Origin of the sequence: Paenibacillus campi, from assembly GCF_034659835.1 — a bacterium.
In the GTDB taxonomy this organism is placed as follows: domain Bacteria; phylum Bacillota; class Bacilli; order Paenibacillales; family Paenibacillaceae; genus Saccharibacillus; species Saccharibacillus campi.
In genome coordinates, this window is sequence record NZ_JAXSQZ010000002.1 from 451,954 (window position 1) to 473,419 (window position 21,466).

Genomic DNA, 21,466 nt, shown 5'->3' on the forward strand with positions numbered 1-21,466 from the left:
AGAGAAATGAATGACACATACTGCGAAATTAGGAAGATGGATGTTGTCGCTTCTGCTCATGAGTACACTGCTTTTTCCAAGTGGAGTATTCGCTGCTGATACAAGTGCGGTATCACTAAAGTTTGCCGATGACAATGCGCTGACTTTATCGCTTGATGATAATGCAAGCGACCAGACATTGTATACGGTAGATGGAAAAGGCGACAAAACAGACGTAACGGATAAAGCCACATGGTCTTCAAGCACGCCTACTGTAGCTAAAGTCGATAAAGAAGGAAGCGTCACCCCTGTAAGTGCAGGTACAGCTACGATCACAGCCAAATACGGTGATCTCGCTGCCACCAAAAAGGTGACGGTTACCTCGCCTTATATCACTCTGACACTGTCTCAAACTGAGCCGGTGAATGTAACGATCGGCACACCGTATGAATTTACGGCAACAGCTACGAAAGCAAACGGAACGACTGTAGACGTTACCGATACGGTTACCTGGTCTACATATGACAGCAAAGTAGCCAAAGTAGTTGAAGGACAAGTTACCGGACTTTCCCAAGGCACGACTACACTGACAGCCAAATACGCTGGTCTGACAGCAAGCACGACACTGTATGTACGATCTTCTTTCCAAGGACTAATCCTGACACCTGAAGACGATCAAGTGATGTTTATCGGACAGCCTGCACTGCCGGTTAAAGGGGAAGTCGTAAACGCAAGCTCGGTTAAAGATGTGACTGCTGATGTAACATGGACATCGTCCAATCCGCTCAATGTGACTGCTACCGGCGGTTTGCTGACTCCTTGGATCGAAGGCACGTCAACGATCAAAGCGCAATACCAAGATTTTACTAAAAGCTTTAAAGTGACCGTATACAAAACGATGAAAAGGCTGGAACCAAGCGTAACTTCGATTGAATTAGTAACAGGCAAATCGGTACCCGTTCCGAAAGTAAAAGGTATCGCTGTCGATGGCACAACCGTCGATCTGTCCAAAGATATCGATTGGAGCATCGATAGTTCAGTCGCGACCATTAACAACAACAAGCTGACCGCCGAAGATGCTGGTGATGTGACATTGGTCGGCAAAGTAGGCAATATGCAAGTCAGCATTCCGGTTAGCGTCAAAACAAAGTTGCTGACGATGATGCCGTCGGTGAATAACATAAGTGTTGTTGTCGGTTCTTCGGCTGCATTGCCAAGCGTAACGGCGATCGATGCCGACGGTAATACGGTGAACGTAACGGATAATGTGGAATGGACATCCAGTACAGATAAATTGTTAATTCAAGGCAAAAATATCAAAGCGCTTGTCAAAGGCACAGCTAGCCTTAAAGGAACGTACCTGAACGATTCCGTACGGGTAAGCGTGAAAATGGAAGGCAAAATTCAGTCGCTCGACGTCTCTCCACTGAATATGGAGCTTGGCTTAAACAAAAGCAAAGCGATCAAAGTAGTCGGCACGTATACAGATGGCAAAAGTGTGACACTATCCACCAAAATGAACTGGGTATCTTCTAATCCGGCTGTAGCTACCGTAAAAGGTGCCAATGTAAAAACGGTAGGCGTAGGCACAACTACATTGACTGGTTCGTATCAAGGTCTGTCTGCTACCGTTAAAATAACGGTCAGCGCACAACTGAAAAAGCTGACTGCCTCCCCAAGCTCATTCAAACTGGCAATCGGCACGAATGCGGTCGCTACGCTGACGGCGGAATATGATAGTGGCGATGTGATCAATGTGTCCCCAAGCGCGATCTGGGTTTCGTCGAACTCCGCGGTTGCGACGGTAACATCCGGTCGTATTACAGCTGTAGGCAAAGGTAGCGCGTCGATTAAAGCCGAGTATGGTGGCAAACGAGTGACAATTAACGTATCTGTCAAAGATAAGTTTTAAATCATCGTGCTCTTTTGGCAGGGCTACGTGTTCAGTCTAACAAATGGTGAACGAGCATCACTTCAGCTGTAGTTTGTTGGTAGCAGCACATTGCAGCATAACGTTAGTAGATTGTCTCCATTAAAAATCAGGTTCGAACGTACCTGAATACGTGCATAATCAAGCGATGATGATAAAGACATACACTGAATGTATATGAGACAAGCTACTAGTGACTTGTCTCAAGAAGATGTAAGGTTGCGTTCATCTGAACCCTGCTTGAACCGTGCAGGATTCAGATGAACGCAATCCCTGAATAAATTTGAGACAAGCTACTAGTCGTGGTAGTTTATATGGAATCGGCACCGCCTGTAACATCTTCAGCGATGGGACAGGCGGTTTTTTGTATGCACATCAGGCAAATAGTCGCGAATCTGTATCAACCGATTATTTTCCCGAATGTTTACAAGTTAGATACAAGCGCGAGCCGGAAATGATACATTTGTAGTGTAATCTGTTTACAGAATACAAAGAGCAGCCTAGTATCATCTACCAGAATATAACATTACAAAGGAGACCTGATGATGAAAACGAAAAAATGGATAGCAGCTGCAATGACAGCAGGCTTGGTTATGACAGGATCGGCAGGCGTATATGCCGGCACACAACTGGAAGCGATTAAAGCTTATATGAATTACGGTATCCAAATTGAAGTCGATGGCAAAGCCTACACACCGAAAGGTGCTAACGGCACTGAGCTGGCACCGATTACGTATAATGGTTCTACCTATTTGCCTGTACGCTCACTTGCCGATGCGCTGAATGTACCGGTTAACTATAATGCAGCACAAAGTAAAGTATCGATCGGCAAAGGAAGCACTTCTTCCGGCACAAACACTAGTAGTGGCAACCCTTCTACGGGTAATACAGCTAGCAACGGTGTTAAAGCCGTTTCCTACACGGCAAGCCAAATTCAGCAAATGAAAGAGGCGCGTAGCGACTTCGGCGTACCAAGCTTTGCGACACCGTATGCGCCTACCCAAATCGGCAGCCAGGATCAATTTGTCAAAGTTGCCGCTGCTGACGGCGCAGACAGCGTAAACCTGCTCTACAAGCATATGATCGTATCGGCAGCAGCACGTGACAATAGCGGCGGTGACTTCGGCAAAGGCGGCACCAAAGTACAACTTGCCAATGGTGTAACAGGCACCTATTATGCAGCGACGTCAACAATGAGCGCGTCACTCACCTTCGAGCTAAACGACAACTACTTCACGATCCGCACACTCGATTCTTCGTTGACTAAAGATCAACTCGTGGCGATTGCAGGCTCGGTGAGCAAGTTGTAAAAGGGATCATTGCTAAAACTGAAATGGTCAAATAAACAGTATCTGAAATAGAGCCAATAAATACAAAATAATGAATAATGCTATCTCGACCAAGTTAAATGTTAATTTTGATTGTGTATTGAAATCTTGATCCATACGATCTTAAAACATATTCAACACTCAAATTAATTTCGGTCAAGATAATGCTTTTAGAAAAAGCTGCAAGCAGCAACGTACTTGCAGCTTTTTCTATTCGTTTTTATATCGATATCTGGCTGAGATCGGCATAATATGGTTGTCCAATCATTAGTATTACTTGGACCGAGATTAATTTTTATTTTGACACTGGCTCAAGCTCTTATTGATAAGGATTTCAGCATACAATCAAAATTAACATTTAACTTGGTCTGTGCACTATATCTAACTAACGATCAAAGCAGGTTATTTAGTGCTTGACGTCAATTGTATAATTTGATATATTATATCTTGTTATTGTAATACGACCTGTTAGCTCAGCGGGAGAGCACTATCTTGACAGGGTAGGGGTCAGTGGTTCGATCCCACTACAGGTCATCGCCGAAAGTCCTTGAGGAATCAAGGGCTTTTTTTTATAAAGTAAGCGAGGCTTAGAAAAGAGACGTGATACGAATTGGATGCGAATCCTGTCATCGATCATAGAGTGAATGACCAAATGAGCTTAATTTTACACAGGTTATTTTTATAAATAACAAACGAACAAAACAACGAGGTCGGTAAACTTGCCGGCCTTTTAGCGTGTCTGTATAGCTCAATAAAAGAGCAGGCGTTGCAGCCTTATGCAAGTTCGATTATAGTCATAGGCATGGATAATTTTATATTTCACCAACTGTTGATTTTAGTTTATGATGTATAAGTAACTAAACTAATCTAATTAGGATGGTGAAATATATGGACGTGCGTGAAGAATGGCGAAAAGAACTTGAGGAAAGAAAGCAAGCATTAAAGGAGCAAAAAGACAAACTTGAATCCGAAACCTATAATCTCGAATTCAAATTCAATACATTGACTAAAGCTCATAGGGACAAGTTTGATGAAGGTGTTCTCCATCTTTTTGAAAAAGCGAAGCAGGATTTGGACGTGCAGATTGAAGAACGTAATAATGAAGTCAAACAGATTGAAACCGAATTAACCTTTATAGATATTATTTTAGTTCACCTGTCTGCTGTTAATTAAGTGTTGTAGACGGTCTACTGTTTATTGGAACCGCTATATGTAGCGGTTCTTTTTATGGCTATATAGTTCAACTAGAGCAATAATTCCATGCATATGCATCATGTGGTGCTATGACGTGTACGCCAACTCGTATGCTAGGAGAAGCACTTCATTGTGGAAAGGAATAAAGGGTAAGGAAAGACTGCTAGTGACTTGTCTCAGGAAGATGTAAGGTTACGTCCATCTGAACCCTGCTTGAATCGTGAAGGATTCAGACGAACGCAATCCCTGGATAAATTTGAGACAAGCTACTAGTAGTCTGTCTAAAATGGAAATTGTGTTTGAACGTACCTTAACCGATTCATCATCAAGCAATGGTTAGATCGATAAACCGTAAATGTATTTGATACAAGCTACTAGTGTTTGTGATTTTCAACCACGGAGTGCAATAAAAAGATGTTTTTGCGCAGCCAAATATCCTAATAATATTATCTTTTAAATGACCATTTCAATTCATAACAACATATCGACCACGAGCCTGTTGCTTTGTTCTTTTGCGAACAAAACAACAGGCTCGTTTGCTTGATCACCGATAACAGACCAAAAATATAAAATTCATATAACAAGCATGAATACATTTTTTATGTCAGTTATCCTATTATTCATATGTCTTTCTTTAAATTATGTATAAATCTAAATTTACATAACAAAACTAAATACGTACACCTAAAAAACAGTTATCAGATTTTAGTTATAAAAATAGATTGCTTGTGAGTCACCTTTTTTGTATCATAATACTATAAAGGGTTAATTTTCCAAAAAAACTTTTTTAGATAATAATATACAAAAAATGTAATATAAACTGAATTGCATCCAAATCGATATCAAACATAAAATCCTATTTCATAGGCGTACAGAAAGGGAAAATATGCAGAAATTTAACGGGAAAACCGAGAATTTGCTAACTGGACGTTTATTGGAGCTGCCTAGTACATACATACATGATCACATTTTATATCCGCAATTTCAGTACGAAGTGCAGCATTTGCTAGAGTATTACATAACGATTGAAAAAGTAATGGCAATTGAATACGAACGACTGGGAATGCTCACACCGGAAGCTTTGCAGACTGTTTTGCAAGCGCTTGATCAAATAGACCAAGATTCGCTCGTAGCTGATCCCGGTGAAAATATGACCGATATTTTGTTTGCGATTGAGCGTCATGTTAACAGGCATGTGCCGGAACGTATAGCTGCATGGCATTTGGATCGCAGTCGTAATGATGTACAGGCAACCGCTCAATTAATGTTGGCACGAGACCGCTTGCTTGATTTGATCGCTGATTTATACATATTGGCAGAGCGTATGCAGCCGCTTGCTACAGAGCATGCCTATACGCAAATGCCTGGGTATACGCATTATCAATCGGCACAGCTAATTAGCGTAGGATTTTATTTGGCGGGAATGTCGGAACAGATTATGCAAGTAGCGGAGCGACTTTATCAGCATTGGCAAAGCTTGGATGAATGTCCGTTAGGATCAGGGGCGATGGCGGGGTTGGAATTGCCGTGGGATCGGCAACGTATGGCGCAGATGCTAGGGTTTGAAAAATGTTGTCGCCACGCGTTAACAGGGGTTGCTTCCAAAGATTTTATGCTTTTAATTGGAGCTGAGCTATCTAACGCCAGTGTTACATTTAGCCGATTTATGACTGATTTTATGCATTGGGGAAGTAGTGAATACCGCTTTTTTGATCTTCCGGATCATTTGAGTAGTATTTCTTCGGCTATGCCTCAAAAGAAAAATTTTACTATTTTGGAAAGAATAAGAGGTAAGTTTGCACATATTCCGGCTTATTACATCGATATTGTGATGGGCCAACAACGTACACCTTATACGAATATGGTAGAAACCGCCAAAGAAGGAGGAAGCGGATTTGCTACATTAATCAACACGATGAGCATGGCACTGCAACTGTTAACCTATGTGCTTCCACATATGAAATTTAATGTTGAACATATGCGTGAGCGGTGCAAGGCAGAGTTTTTTGGTGGTTTTTCGCTAGCTAACCAACTTACGTTAATGTTTGCGATTCCTTACCGAACAGCGCAAATTTTGGCAGGACAATATATTACTCGGATGATTGAGCAGCACCGCATGCCGGACGATATCGATGTGGATTATTTACAACATTTATGTACAGCAGCTGGTTATACGGTAATGATCTCACCAGCGATGTTGAAACAATGCTTTTCGGCTGCCGAGGCATTGTTCGCTAAACGTTCCGCAGGCTCTACGCATCCGGAGGAAGTGTTGCAGCTACTGTCCTTACAGCAAAAGGAGCGCAGTTTGCAATGGCAAAAACTCAACATAGCGAAGGAACGAAGCCAAACGTATCTGTTTTGCTGAATCAGGAGGGATGAACAGATGAGCTCATATTTGGAACACAAACATGCAGCCTTGTTAGTAGGAACAGGCAAATCATTTGGTACTTTTGGTGAATTGCTTCAAGGTGTAGGTAGTGATCAACATCATTTTTTGATCACATTGCCGATTAACCGTTATTCACAGGTTACGTTTCGTTCGTTACCGGATGCAACGGAATTGATCGTATCACCGAGTCATCGTTTGAAATCCAAACAGATTGCGCAAAAAATATTAGAACGGTATGGGCTTCCGCCAGGTGGCTGGATTGAAATTGACAGCAATCTTCCGATCGGCAAAGGGCTTGCCAGTTCTTCTGCCGATATTGTCGCTACTGCTCGTGCAGTGGACAGTTGCTTTCAACTGAATCTGTCGCAATCTGAATTGGAAGATTTGATCCGGGAAATTGAACCTACGGACGGAGTAATGTATGAGGGCATCGTTTCCTATTATCACCGTGAAGTCAGGTTGCGTGAATGTCTTGGTCCGGTACCGCCACTTTCCATCGTGAGCATTGATGAAGGGGGGGAGGTGAGCACAGCTGAATTTAACAAAATGTCAATCCGCTTTGAACCGGAAGACCGACTGGAATATGACCATTTGTTAGATCATATTTCACTGGCGCTTAAACAAAATGATCTGCTGACGGTCGGACGCATTTCGACCCGTAGTGCGATATTGAATCAAAAGCTATTACATAAACAACAACTGCATGATGTGCTTGAAATTTGCGATACGGTCAAAGGGCTAGGGATTATTATTACGCATAGTGGCACATGTAGCGGCATTTTGCTCGACCCCGGCAATGCGGAATATTGCCGACAATTGCACCAAACGTATCATTTGATGAATCAATTGCAAGGCGAAGTGACGATTTTTCATACTTACGGCTAGGCTGCATTTGTACATGAATCATCATAATATCGACGATATGAGAGGGGTAGTAGTCATGGATTCATTCACACGCAAAGATACGGTTTCTACATCTAGACAAGCATTATTACATAAATTATTACAACAAAAACAACATCAGCAGCCTGTCGATGCTACAATCCAGCCTGTTGAGCGTAATGGGGCATGTCCCGCATCGTCTGCGCAAAAACGGATGTGGTTTTTAAATCAATTGTATCCACAACATGCGTTTTACAATGTTCCATTTTTGTTCCATATTACCGGTGCATTGCATAGCGAGGCATTAAAACAAAGCATTACGCAAATTGTGCAGCGACATGAGGCGCTACGAACGACATTTACTTCGCAAGATGGCGATGTGTTTCAAACGATTAATCCGCTTCCAATTTATGATTGGACATTTACGGATGTGTCTCATCTGGCGGATCATATCAAATCAGTGACTGCAAACGAGTTGTTTCAACAGGAAGCGGAAGCTCCATTTGATCTGGCGACAGGCCCCCTTTTGCGTGCGCATTTAATAGCTGTCGGGGCGGAACAATACTTTTTTGTTTTAAATATTCATCATATCGTATTTGATGGCTGGTCGATGGGCATTGTGTGTAAAGAGCTGGAGCAATTATACCAAGCGAACAAAAATGATACCGCGTTTCCGTTACTGCCTTTGCGTATTCAATATGCGGACTATGCGCACTGGCAAAACGAGTTGATCGAGCGTGGCGAAATGGCGCAGCAGTTGCAATACTGGAAGCAGAAGCTAAGTGGCCATCTGCCTTCTTTACAGCTTCCATATGATTTCCCGGCACCTTCGCGTCCGGCATTTAACGGAGCTTTTATCGCTTTTGCCATTCCGGATGAAGTTACACAGGCATTTAAAGCACTCGGTCGTACTTATGGTACTACGCCATTTATGTCCTTTTTGGCGGTTTACAATATTTTGCTGTATCGGTACACCCGCCAAACAGAACTGGTCGTCGGTACACCTGCTGCCAACCGAAATAGCGAAGAAGTGGAACAGCTGGTCGGTTTTTTTGTAAATACACTCGTAATTCGCACAGCGGTAGCGGCGGAAATGTCATTTGTGGATGTGCTCAAAGAAGTGCAACGCGAGACGCTGGACGCTTATGCCAATCAGGATGTACCGTTTGATATGGTCGTAGAAACAGTACAGCCGGAACGCAAAGCAGGCGAAACACCTTTGTTTCAAATTTTGTTTAATCTGATTGATGATGCTCATTTGCAGCTTGAAGGATTGCATGTGCGTTCATTGGATACAGATAACAAAACATCCAAATTCGATATGGAACTTACGTTGATCGAGCATGGAGATACGATGTCAGGTGGAGTCGAGTACAATACCGATCTGTTCAAAGAAGCAACGATCACACGCATGATCGGTCATTATGTGCAATTGCTGGAAAGTGTGATACAGCATCCCGAGCAAGCGATCGCTCAATTGGATTATTTATCGGAGTCGGAGATCAACCAATTAAACGCATGGAATGCTACCGAAACTCCGTATCCAGACCAGTTGTGCATGCATCATTATTTTGAACAACAGGTACAGCGCACACCTGATGCCGTAGCGGTCGTTTTTAACGAACAGCAGTTAAGTTATCGAGAGCTGGACAGATTGTCCAACGGACTGGCTATCGTTTTGCAACAAGATGGAGTAGCACCTGATGTTTGTGTCGGGATTTGTATGGAACGCTCATTGGAAATGATAATCGCGGTGATGGGTGTTTTAAAGGCAGGTGGAGCCTATGTGCCGCTTGATCCTTCTTATCCATCGGATCGTTTGCATTATATTTTGGAAGATACTGCCATTTCGGTCGTATTGACACAATCTTCTCTGTTTTCGTTACTGGAACAAGCGCCGATTACACGCTTAGTGTTGGACGATTGGCGTGAACTTGAAGCTGCGGATGAAGCGCCTGTATCGGGTGTTACACCGGATCATATTTTGTACATATTATACACTTCCGGTTCAACTGGAAAGCCAAAAGGTATCGTTATGGATCATCGCCCGATCGTCAATTTGCTCGCCTGGCAGATGAAAAATGTGACCCATACCGGTCCAACAACGATATTGCAGTTTTCGACTTTGAATTTTGATATGTCATTTCATGAATTTTTCTCAGCATTTTGCACGGGCGGGAAGCTAGTGCTAATCGATGAACAGACGCGCAAAAATCCTGAGCGATTGTTGCAGATCATTATTGACGAGCAAGTGCAGCGACTGCATTTGCCTTATATTAGTTTGCAGCAGGTGGCGGAAGTAGCAGAGCATGTAGAACATGCCGACTACCAAATTAAAGATATTACCGTTTCAGGCGAACAGCTGCGCATTACGCCACAAATCAAAAAGTGGCACAAACAACTTGGCGAATGTGTGCTGCAAAATCATTATGGGCCTACAGAAACGCATGTAGTTACCGCGCAAATGATCAACAATATGGACGATATTCATCCGTTGCCACCGATCGGACATGCGATCGATAATTGCGAAATTTATATTTTGGACCCTCAATTGCAGCCTGTACCGATCGGTGTATGTGGTGAGCTGTATATCGGTGGCATATGTTTGGCAAGAGGGTATCTGAATCGGGAAACATTAACGGCAGAACGCTTTATTCCTAATCCATTTGCCGCTAAACGAGGTCAACGGATGTATAAATCAGGCGATCTAGCGCGTATGTTAGCCGACGGTAGTGTGGAATTTCTAGGTCGGATCGATGACCAGATTAAAATTCGCGGTTTTCGTGTTGAACCAGGCGAAGTGGAAGCCGTAATCGCAACGATGAACACGATTAAAGAAACGGTAGTCGTAGGCTACTCCGGTGAACAGCAGAGCATTCAGGAATTGGTTGCTTACATTGTATCCGATCAGCAGATCGATGAACTGGAATTGCGTAAATATTTAAAAACGCAATTGCCGGATTATATGATTCCGACGATTTTTATGCAAATTGAACGTATGCCATTAACACCGAGTGGCAAAATAAGCCGTTCCGCATTGCCTGAACCGGTGCGAAATATGGGCATTGCCAAAAAGCAGGAGCCGGTTACCCATACGGAAAAAGCAATCGCTGCCATCTGGGCTGAAATTCTCGGCCATCACAATATCGGACAAGAGGATCACTTCTTTGAACTGGGCGGACATTCATTGCTGGCGATCAAAGTAATCTCACGCATTCGTCAGGTGTTCTCGATGGAAGTGCCGCTGCACAGTGTGTTTGAATATCCGAGGCTGGTCGATTTTGCCAATGATGTGGATGAATATGGCAAGCAGCAGCTACAGCAGACGGAAAAACCGATTATGCCTGCGCCGCGTCAGTCTTATATGCCATTATCGTATGCACAGGAACGAATCTGGTTTTTTGAACAATGGCATCAATCGACAGCGGTATATAACATTTCCAAAGCGATTCATATAGATGGACAGCTTGATATCGAAGCGCTGCAACAGAGTTATCAGCAGTTGATCGATCGCCATGAAAGCTTGCGTACTAATTTTGTGAGTCCGAACGGTGTACCGCTTCAGGTGATCCATCCCGCACGAAAAGGGGAGCTGAGCATCATCGATTTGCGGCAGCAGCTACAGCAGTTGGAACGACTGCATGCTGCGCTGCAAACGGAGGAACAACAACCGTTTGACTTGGCGGTTGATCCGTTATTGCGGGCGTATGTGTATCGATTGAACGATACGGAAGCGGTGTTGTTGATCGTTGTACATCATATTATTTTTGATGGCTGGTCGATGTCTTTGCTTGAGCAGGAATGGTGGCAAGCTTACGAAGCTTACCGACAAGGGCTTACACAACCGCAAGTAGAGCGGACGCTGCATTATGCCGATTATGCACTTTGGCAACGCGAGATGTTGCAAGGTCAGCGTCAGCAGCAGCAACTGGAATATTGGCAGCAGCAACTGCAAGGTCAGCTGCCAGTTATGCAGTTGCCTGCCGATTATCCACGACCGGCACAGCAATCTTTTAACGGAGCGCAATTTAATTTTCACATTGAAGCTGAGCTTGCCGAGCGGATTAAACAATTCAGCAATCAACAAGACGTATCGTTATATATGACGATGCTGGCTGCCTTCAAAGCTGTACTGTATCGTTACACAGGCATTGAAGATGTACTGGTTGGTTCACCTATGAGCAATCGTAATCGTGCGGAGTGGGAGCATGTTATCGGTTTTTTTGTTAATACATTGGTGATACGTACCGGCATCAATGCTGAGACAACATGGCACGAATTGGTGCAGCAGGTCAAAAAGACCGTGCTGGAAGCATTTGCACATCCGGATGTACCGTTTGAAAAGCTAGTACAGGAGCTGAATTTGGAACGTTCAGCCGATTTCTCACCTTTGTTTCAGGTGATGTTTTCGCTGCAAAGCGATCCGTTTCATAGTGCTGATCTGTCTGTGTCGTGTCGTCCGTATGAGCTGGACACGGTAAATTCGTTGTTTGATCTTAGTATGTTTATTGAGGAGCAAGATGAGCTGTATGTGACGATTGAGTATGCTACAGATTTGTTTGCACCGGAGACGATCGAGCGTTTTGCCCGTCATTATATGCGTCTGCTCCATCAGATGCTTGTCCAGCCGGATGCGCCAGTATCGCGAACTGCCATTTTGGACGAACAGGAAACAGAGCAGATCGCCGTCACCTGGAATGAGACGAAGCGGGTGGATAGCGATCCAGAATGGGAACAACAAGGAGTGTATCGGCAATTTTCTCATATCGCTAATGTGTACCATCATGCGATTGCGATTGAAGATGCCGAGCGCATAGTCACGTATGAACAACTGCAAGCGCAAGTTCAATCGATCGCACAACGGCTGCAAGTTGCCAACACGAATCGCAACACTGTGATCGGCATTTATATGAAACGTTCCATTGAATTGATTGCGTCTATGCTGGCGGTGTTGAAAACGGAAGCTTGTTTTGTTCCGATGGACCCGGAATATCCGACAGAGCGCATTCAATGGATGGTACAAAATAGCCAAATGTCTGCTATTTTGACGACGACTGCCTTAGCTGACATCTTGCCGGTTAGCCATCCATGTGTGATCACAGTGGATTCGTTACAACAAACCGATCCGCAGCTTGCCGTTTCAGAGCCAACAATGACGAGCGCATTTGCGGCACAGATCGATATCGAGCATGCCGCTTATATGATTTATACTTCCGGTTCAACCGGGCATCCGAAAGGCGTCGTCATTCCTGAAATTGCTTTGCTGGATCATACGATGACAGTGATGGAAAGCAATCATTTGCTTGCTGATGATCGGGTAGTGCAATTTTCAGCGATTAGTTTTGACTTTTCGATCCACGAAATATTCCCAACTTTATTGGCAGGGGCGACGCTTGTATTACGTCCGTCATCGGTTGTAGATACACATGAATTTGTACGTTGGTTAAATGAAAAACAAATCAGTGTGCTATATTTGCCTACCGCTTACTGGCATTTGCTCGTTAGCGAATGGAATGACAGCGATCATATACCGGATTCGCTCAAACTAGTATCGGTTGGTGGAGAAAAAGCATCTGTATCTTTGTATCAAAAATGGAAAGCGATAACCGGTACGCGTGTGCGCTGGAATAATGCGTATGGGCCGACGGAAGCTACGGTAGCGGCAACTTCTTTTTATGATGATCAGGATCAATGGATCGAACGACGCGGTGATCTTCCGATCGGTCGCGCTTTGCCCAATACACGTTTATACGTACTCGACTCGGCGTTACAGCTCGTGCCAATCGGCGTAACAGGCGAGCTGTTTATCGGCGGCACACGGCTTGCTAGCGGGTACTGGGGGCAGTCGGAATTGACCGCACAAGCGTTTATTGCCAATCCGTTTCGGGCAGAGGAGCGTTTGTACCGTACCGGCGATTATGTGCGTTATTTGCCGGATGGTCAGATCGAATATATCGGACGCAAAGATGCACAGGTTAAAATTAGAGGTTATCGGGTAGAGCTGGGTGAGATTGCCAATCAGCTGGAACAACTCGAAATGATCGAGAAAGCGATCGTGATCGTCAGTCAGCAACAGCCTCAGCATAATAAACAACTGATTGCTTATTTAAAATGCAGCACGCTTGATGTGTCATTGGACGAGATTCGACAACGCATCAAACAACAGCTGCCGGCGTATATGCAGCCTGCTTTTTATGTGAGCGTAGAGCAATTCCCGATGACCGCAGGCGGCAAAATCGATTATGCGCGTTTGCCGCAACTAGATCATGCGCGGTCGACTACTGAAACGGTGAAGCTGCCTGTCACTGCGACCGAGCAACGATTGGCGTTAATCTGGTGCCAATTGCTACAACGTGAACAGCTCGGTATTGACGAAAACTTTTTCGATATCGGTGGTCATTCATTATTGGCGACACAGATTGCTTCAGCGGTACAAACGGAATTTGCCAAGCAAATACCGGTCAAAGCGATCTTTGATGCACCAACGATTGCAGAGATGGCACAGTTTTTGGATGAACTCGAACAGGCAGGCACTGCCGCTACAGTATCGATTCCCAAAATGTCCAGACTGCCACGTAGTTCCAGCCGTTAACAGGTGTAATCAGTGTAAAGTATGAGCTCGAAAAGGAGGACTGAACGATTGAGTACAACATTTGATACGAGCCATTATTCGTTTCCGGCTTCTTTTGCACAGAGAAGAATCTGGTTTGTGCAAGAGACCGTGTCTGATCCGGCAGTTTATCATGTGCCTTTATTGTTCAAGCTTACAGGTCATCTGTATGCGGAAGTATTGCAACATAGCATAGATCGTTTGGTGGAAAGGCATGAATCGTTGCGCACTTACTTTGCTGTCGAAGACAGTGAGATTATGCAGCGGATCGTACCGGAGCTGAAATGTGATATTCAATACGGTGTATTACCGAATGGCGACATGAATACGGTAGAGCAGCGAATGCTGGCGCATATTCGTGAACCGTTTTCCTTGGAGCAAGCTCCGCTTTTTCGAGTGTATTTGGATACAGTTCATCCGACCGAGCATTATTTGTTGCTCAATATGCATCATATTGTGACGGACGGTTGGTCTTGTTCGATTTTGCTGCGCGAGTTGAGTATAGTATATCGTTCTGAGCTGCAAGGGATAGCCGCACCATTGCCTGAGCTGGACATTCAAGTCGCTGACTTTGCGCAATGGCAAAAAGATTATTTACAAGGGGAGCAGTTGGAACAGCAACTGCGCTTTTGGGAACAGCATTTGCAAGGGGAACTGCCTGTGTTGGATTTGCCTGTGCCGGCAAATCGTCCTTTGCAATACGATAATGCAGGAGCGACATTTGATTTTCGGATTGCAAGTGATCTGACTGAACGGTTTTCGCAATTGTGCAGCAGCAAAGGCACGACGCTGTATATCGGTCTGTTGGCTGTGTATCAGGTGTTGCTTGCTCGTGTTTCCGGACAACACGACATTGTGGTGGGCACACCGATTGCTAATCGCAATCATCCCGAGCTGGAACCGATCGTAGGGATGTTTGTCAATACGATGGCATTGCGAACGAATGTGCAGCATAACCCGACTTTTGTCGATCTGTTGCTGCAAGTGCGTACAACGATGCTGGAAGCTTACGATCATCAGGATGTTCCATTTGATCTGGTAGTCGAACGATTGGCACCGGAACGGCATTTAGGGCAGACGCCTATTTTCCAAGCGATGTTTGCTTTTCAGAACGATTCCAAATTGGAACTGGATTTGACCGGACTGACTATTCAGCCTGTCGACCTGGCATTGGGCACAGCGAAATTTGAGTTGTATCTGGATATGATGCACACAGAGGATGGCTTGTACGGAATTTGGGAATATCAGAAACATTTATATGATCAACCGCTAATTGCACAACTGACGCAGCATTTTGTGCAGTTGATCGAGCAGATTGTGAATGATGAGCAGCAGCGGATTTGGCATCTTCCGGTTTACGATGCACAGATGGTGGCAACGAATGAACCCGAGTCGTCTTCATCTGCATCGGCATTAGCACAGTTGGTGCACGTACAAAGCTGTTATGAACGGTTTGAATATTATGCCAAGCATACGCCTGATAAGCTGGCGCTTCGTCATCAGGGCACATCGCTAACGTATACACAGCTTAATGAGAAGGCAAACGGGATTGCCGCTCATTTGTTAAAACTCGGCATCCCAACAGGGGCATATATCGCGCTCTGGTTGGAACCTTCTGCCGAGGCGATTGCTAGCCTGTTAGCGATTTGGAAAGTAGGGGGTTGTTGTGTTCCTTTACATGCTGCCCATCCGGCTGCTTTTAACGAGCGACGTTTACAAAGGACAGGTGTACACGCTGTCATCACTAATGAATATTTTGTTCGCCATCTGTCCTCATTGTCCGCGCATATCGTATGTCTTGAACAGGTAGACGATTGTGCACAGCAGGGCATTGATCCGAATCGGCATGTGGCTGCCCATCAAGCTGCGTATATGTATTGGACGGCAGAAAGCGATGCAGCATCGGTTGTCGTGCCACATTATCGTTTGTTACGGATGAATGAATTAGCTACACAGGCGTTTACGTTGGAGAAGACGGATGTGTGGGCATGGTCGCAACCGCTTGACCATGAGTTGGCACTATGGGAAATCGGCGGCGCATTGTTCAGTGGGGCGACATTAGTAATCGTACCGGATTGGATGTATGACCAGCCGCAATATGTGTTGGAGCTTGTACAACTGGAAAAGGTGACTCGTTTTACACTAGGCTGTCATTCGTTAACGACATGGATGTCATTAGCTGATCGTCATGAACAGCACAAGCTTGCACTAAAAACGCTATTTATTACAGGGAAAACGATCACCGTACCATCGATGCAAACATGGTTAGAACGGCATAACGTTTCCAGCGCGCAATTGCAGCTTGTTCATATTCATAGTGTGCGTGCATGGGGGGGTGTCATTAGCTATCGAACGCTTCCGCTGGACGGTAATCGTTATGAACGTACGGATCGAAGCATCGGAGTTGGCTTGGAAAGCCAGCCATTGTACGTGCTTGATCAGGCGGGGCAGATGATGCCACCTGGTATCGCCGGAACATTGCATATCGGTGAATGGGATTGTCCAGCAGCAACCGTTTTCCATGCCGAGTTGTCAGATGCGCGCTGGAGCGAGCGAGTGGATCATAAAACCGATCGCCTCTGGTTGTATCGAACCGATGATTATTGTCGACTAGGGCGAGATGGACAAATCGAATGGTTATACAACAAACAAGATGAAATCGAGCTGAACGGCTCACCGCTTCCGCTGCCGTACATACACGAAGTTTGCTTGAATATGCCGCAAATTCGTGAAGTTATGGTTGAAGTTAATGCCGCTCAAATGTTGATTGCGTTTGTAGTCGTTCAGCCTGGCGCAGCGATTACGATGTCAGAGCTGCAATATCGTTTGGGTGAACAGTTGCCAGAACATTGGATTCCGCGGCACATCTACACTGTAGAGCGACTGCCGGAAAAGTCAAACAAACGCCGTCTACCATCACCTCATCGTTCAGTCGTAACGGGGACGGTACAACCGACGAATGAAACGGAAAAAAAGCTTGTCCATATTTGGCAGCAAGTTTTACAGGTGGAGCAGCTCGGTATTCAACATAATTATTTTGCGTGCGGTGGCGACTCGATCCGTATGTTAAGCATGATCGCGCTCGCTAAAGAGCATAATTTGCACCTGAGCATCAAAGACATATTATCGTATCAAACGATTCAAGCGCTTGCTCCCCATGTCACAGCAGTGAGCAGCGAAACTGTGCACATAGATGTCCCATACGATCTAATTACAGCGACCGAACAAGCTCTTTTGCCTGATGATGTAGAGGAAGCGTATCCACTTACCCAAATGCAGCAAGGCATGTTATTTCAAAATGAATTGCATCCGCATGCCAAGTTGTATCATGATTTGATCCACTTTTCCATCCACGGTCATTTTGAGCAAGCGATATGGGAGCAGGCTTTGCAGCGGTTAATGGAGCGTCATGCTGTGCTGCGAACGACATTTGATCTTACTCATTATCGTGTGCCATTACAACTGGTACATACACAAGGGAAAATGTTGATCCATTATGTGGACGAGCGTCATCATGCCGAGGATGAACAGCATGTAGTTCGCCGTTGGGTAGACGCGGAAATGAATACGCCGTTTGATTGGAGTCAAGCTTTGTTGCGTGTTCGTATCGTACAAGTGGCTGAAGATCATATTTATATGATGCTAGTGATGCATCATGCAATTTTGGATGGGTGGAGTGTAGCGCATTTTACGACAGAATGGTTTGAAACGGTAGATCGATTGTTACAAGGGCAATCATTACAGCCGCTAGTGCCATTGCAGTCATCGTTTAAACAGCATGTGAGAGAAGAACAGCTCGCGTTGCAAGCGCCGGAACAGCGTGATTATTGGAAGCAGGCACTGGACGGATTTGCGCGTACCGTATTGCCGCGTTGGAGGCTGAAAAAAGCGACCGCTCCTGCGATGCAGCTGCAAGACGTCGAGATTCCGGCTGCGCTGTCTTTGGCACTGCGCGAATTGGCACAAACGACAATGATTCCGTTAAAAAGCTGGTTGATTGCCGTCCATATGCAAGTGTTAAAAACGATTACGAACGAACAGGATATTACATCTGGCGTTTTATTTCATGGTCGTCCACAGCAAACAGATGGGGATCGCATACTCGGTTTATTTTTGAATACATTACCGTTTCGACTGCGTCTTGATGGTGGAAGCTGGCGATCGATTGCACAACAGGCATGGGAAACGGAAAAGGACATGTTACAGCATCGCCATTATCCGATGGCTCAAATTCAACACGATATTGGTGGCGAGCCACTGTTTGAAACGTTTTTTAACTTTACGCATTTTTATGTGTCAGAGCAAAAGCTTGGTTCTTACCATGAGTTGCGTATTGTTGAGCAACCAGGCTATGCGGATAACAGTTTTCCTTTTGGAGCGGAATTTTCGCTGGAAGGGGAGCAAGGCGAGCTAAGACTGGCGTTACGCTGGGATCAAAGCTTGTTTGACGATGAGCAGATTCGGCGTCTTGCGGGCTATTACTTGCAGGCGCTCCATTATGCGGCTCACGATACGGATACCGAAGCTGATCGTCAATCATTATTGACGGCTGCTGAACAGGCAGAAATAAACAGTTGGAACGAAACCGCTCGTTTATTTCCACGTCCTCATCTGCTGCATACATTATTTGAACAGCAAGCGGCTTGCACACCGGATAACATCGCGATTATGTATCGTGATCAACAACTTAGCTATCGTGAATGCAATGAACAAGCTAATCGAATCGCGCATTATTTGCGTAAACATGGATTGGATACGGAGCTGAAAGCTGGTGTTTGTCTGGAGCGGTCAGCCGAGTTGCCGCTCGTTTTAATGGCTATTTTGAAAGCGGGTGGTGCGTATGTGCCATTTGATCCACAGCATCCTGTTCACTATATGGAGGAGATCGTTCAAGATGCCGCTCCAACATTAATTATTACGAATCAGCAATCGGCAGCTTTATTTGCGCGCTATGCGGGAACGGTGCTGGATATCGAACAGTTGTTACGTGCGATCGATGAGGAGTCATGCGAAAATTTGGAGCTGGCGTATAATCCTGGGCAATTGGCGTATATGATTTATACTTCCGGTTCGACCGGTAAACCGAAAGGAGTGCTGATTGAACATAAAGCGATCGCCAATCGTTTGTTATGGATGCAGGAACAATATCAATTGAGCGTTACGGATCGAATTTTGCAAAAAACGCCATTTACGTTTGATGTATCGGTATGGGAATTTTTCTGGCCATTAATGACCGGTGCCGGATTGGTGATGGCAGAGCCGGATGGACATAAAAATCCGCAGTATTTGCTAGATACGATTTGCCAATACCAGATTACGATCGTTCATTTTGTACCTTCGATGTTGCACGCTTTTCTGGCACAGCCTGGCGTGGAGCAATGTAGCTGTTTGCAAAAAGTGATATGTAGCGGTGAGGCATTATCACCGGCTTTGCAACAGCAGTTTTTTGCACGTTTATCGTGTGAGCTGCACAATCTGTATGGTCCTACCGAAGCGGCGGTTGATGTGACAAGCTGGGCTTGTCGCAAAGGGGATACGATTGTGCCGATCGGGATGCCGATCGCCAATGTGTATATACGTGTGCTTAACCAGCATGGTAGGCGGGTTGGAGTAGGAGTGCCTGGAGAGCTGTACATTGGTGGCGTTTGTCTGGCGCGTGGTTATCACAATCGACCGGAACTGAACGCGGAACGATTTATTGCCGATCCGTTTAGCGATGATCCGGCAGCGCGTTTGTACAAAACTGGTGATCAAGTGAAATATTTGACCAACGGGGCGATTGAGTATCTCGGTCGTTTCGATCATCAAGTGAAAATACGCGGTTTTCGGATTGAACTGGGTGATATTGAAGCCAAATTGGCAACACATCCACATGTAGCTGCATGTGCATTGTGTACGATTGGAGATGCGGATCATATTCAACTGATTGCTTGTATCGTGCCACAGCTGAAGGGCGACACACCTGACATAGACGAGTTATACGAATATTTAAAATTGTATATGCCTCATTATATGATTCCGTCTCGTTGGATTTGGCTGGACAATATGCCGGTGACAACAAGCGGGAAAATCGATCGTAAAGCGCTCGCGCATACGGCTATGCACGCTCATCCAGAGCCTGCTGCCAATTACCGCGCAGCTAGTAGTTGGACGGAACATCAACTGTTGAAGTTATGGGAACAGCTTCTCGGTGTGCAAGTTCCCGGTGTAAATGAATCATTTTTCCATTGGGGCGGTCATTCATTGTTGGCGATTCAATTGGTGGCGCATATCGAACAGCAATTTGGCAAAAAGCTGCCGCTGTCGGCTGTTTTGGAGCATCCTACGGTGGAGCGTTTAGCTTTGTTGCTAACGGATCATTCAGCGGCAACGCCATCTGTATCCGAGCTGATTGCTTTACGTGCGACAGGTTCGCGTTTGCCGCTGTTTTGTATTCATCCGGTTGGAGGCAGTGCGATGTGTTATCACACTTTGCCGGATGCGCTCGGAGCAGATCAGCCGGTTTATGCGATTCAGGATCAGCGTTTATATGCTCATGAAGCAGAGCGGGTGACCGAACTGACACCGGTTTCGATCAAACAATTGGCGGCGCAATATATACAATCGATTCGAACCATTCAGTCTGAGGGCCCGTATTCATTGCTCGGTTGGTCATTTGGCGGTGTAGTTGCGCATGAAATGGCGTGTCAGCTCGTACAAGCGGGGGATGAAGTTGCGCATTTAGTACTGCTTGATTCCCGAGTGAGTCAGCCGCATGAACGTTTATCCGATTACGCTAGCACAGAATTGAAACAGCACTTTTTACATGATCTGCACGGTGCTCAGCAGCTGGACGTTGGTCAAGACGAGAAGTCTGCGGTAGATATCGATTATACCGATGAGCAGACCGAGCATTTTTATCGTCTGTTTCTGTCCAACTATCAGGCGATGATCGAGCATACACCGCAGCGCTTTGCCGGTACATTCATGTGGATCGGCGCACAATATGAAGGGCAGGCGCTGGAACGTGCAGCCGACTGGCAGCCTTACGCGGAACGGATCGATACGATCATCGTAGCAGCTGATCATTATTCGATGATGACTAGCAAACATGTTAAAGCGATGGTGTCGCATATAATGCCATATATTTCGGAAACGAAGGAGTAGATCAA

The 21,466-nt window shown here is 45.3% G+C and carries 7 protein-coding genes and 1 tRNA gene; all 8 read left to right on the top strand.

Going from position 1 to position 21,466, the window contains the following annotated elements; genetic code table 11:
* Positions 1 to 10: 10 nt before the first annotated feature.
* Positions 11 to 1,891, top strand: coding sequence for an Ig-like domain-containing protein (locus tag U1I11_RS07175; protein ID WP_322905153.1), 1,881 nt, complete (start codon positions 11 to 13; stop codon positions 1,889 to 1,891).
* A 560-nt stretch (positions 1,892 to 2,451) separates the two neighbouring features.
* Positions 2,452 to 3,219: a stalk domain-containing protein gene (locus U1I11_RS07180; protein WP_322905155.1), complete on the top strand. Its 768-nt coding sequence runs from the start codon at positions 2,452 to 2,454 to the stop codon at positions 3,217 to 3,219.
* Positions 3,220 to 3,699: 480 nt separating this feature from the next.
* Positions 3,700 to 3,771 (top strand) — tRNA-Val (locus U1I11_RS07185).
* 354 nt (positions 3,772 to 4,125) lie between these two features.
* Positions 4,126 to 4,410 (top strand): hypothetical protein, encoded by a 285-nt coding sequence (locus U1I11_RS07190; protein WP_322905157.1) that lies wholly within the window; start codon positions 4,126 to 4,128, stop codon positions 4,408 to 4,410.
* A 907-nt stretch (positions 4,411 to 5,317) separates the two neighbouring features.
* Complete coding sequence (locus U1I11_RS07195; protein WP_322905159.1) at positions 5,318 to 6,799, top strand: argininosuccinate lyase; 1,482 nt, start codon at positions 5,318 to 5,320, stop codon at positions 6,797 to 6,799.
* Positions 6,800 to 6,817: 18 nt separating this feature from the next.
* Entirely contained in the window at positions 6,818 to 7,708 is an 891-nt protein-coding gene (locus U1I11_RS07200; RefSeq protein ID WP_322905161.1) for a GHMP family kinase ATP-binding protein, read from the top strand.
* A gap of 55 nt (positions 7,709 to 7,763) precedes the next feature.
* Positions 7,764 to 14,297: a non-ribosomal peptide synthetase gene (locus U1I11_RS07205; protein ID WP_322905163.1), complete on the top strand. Its 6,534-nt coding sequence runs from the start codon at positions 7,764 to 7,766 to the stop codon at positions 14,295 to 14,297.
* Positions 14,298 to 14,345: 48 nt separating this feature from the next.
* Positions 14,346 to 21,461: a non-ribosomal peptide synthetase gene (locus U1I11_RS07210; protein ID WP_322905165.1), complete on the top strand. Its 7,116-nt coding sequence runs from the start codon at positions 14,346 to 14,348 to the stop codon at positions 21,459 to 21,461.
* Positions 21,462 to 21,466 lie beyond the last annotated feature (5 nt).

Coding starts and splice junctions, on each gene's coding strand:
- U1I11_RS07175 (WP_322905153.1), top strand. CDS start 11: ATGACACATACTGCGAAATTAGGAAGATGGATGTTGTCGCTTCTGCTC.
- U1I11_RS07180 (WP_322905155.1), top strand. CDS start 2,452: ATGATGAAAACGAAAAAATGGATAGCAGCTGCAATGACAGCAGGCTTG.
- U1I11_RS07190 (WP_322905157.1), top strand. CDS start 4,126: ATGGACGTGCGTGAAGAATGGCGAAAAGAACTTGAGGAAAGAAAGCAA.
- U1I11_RS07195 (WP_322905159.1), top strand. CDS start 5,318: ATGCAGAAATTTAACGGGAAAACCGAGAATTTGCTAACTGGACGTTTA.
- U1I11_RS07200 (WP_322905161.1), top strand. CDS start 6,818: ATGAGCTCATATTTGGAACACAAACATGCAGCCTTGTTAGTAGGAACA.
- U1I11_RS07205 (WP_322905163.1), top strand. CDS start 7,764: ATGGATTCATTCACACGCAAAGATACGGTTTCTACATCTAGACAAGCA.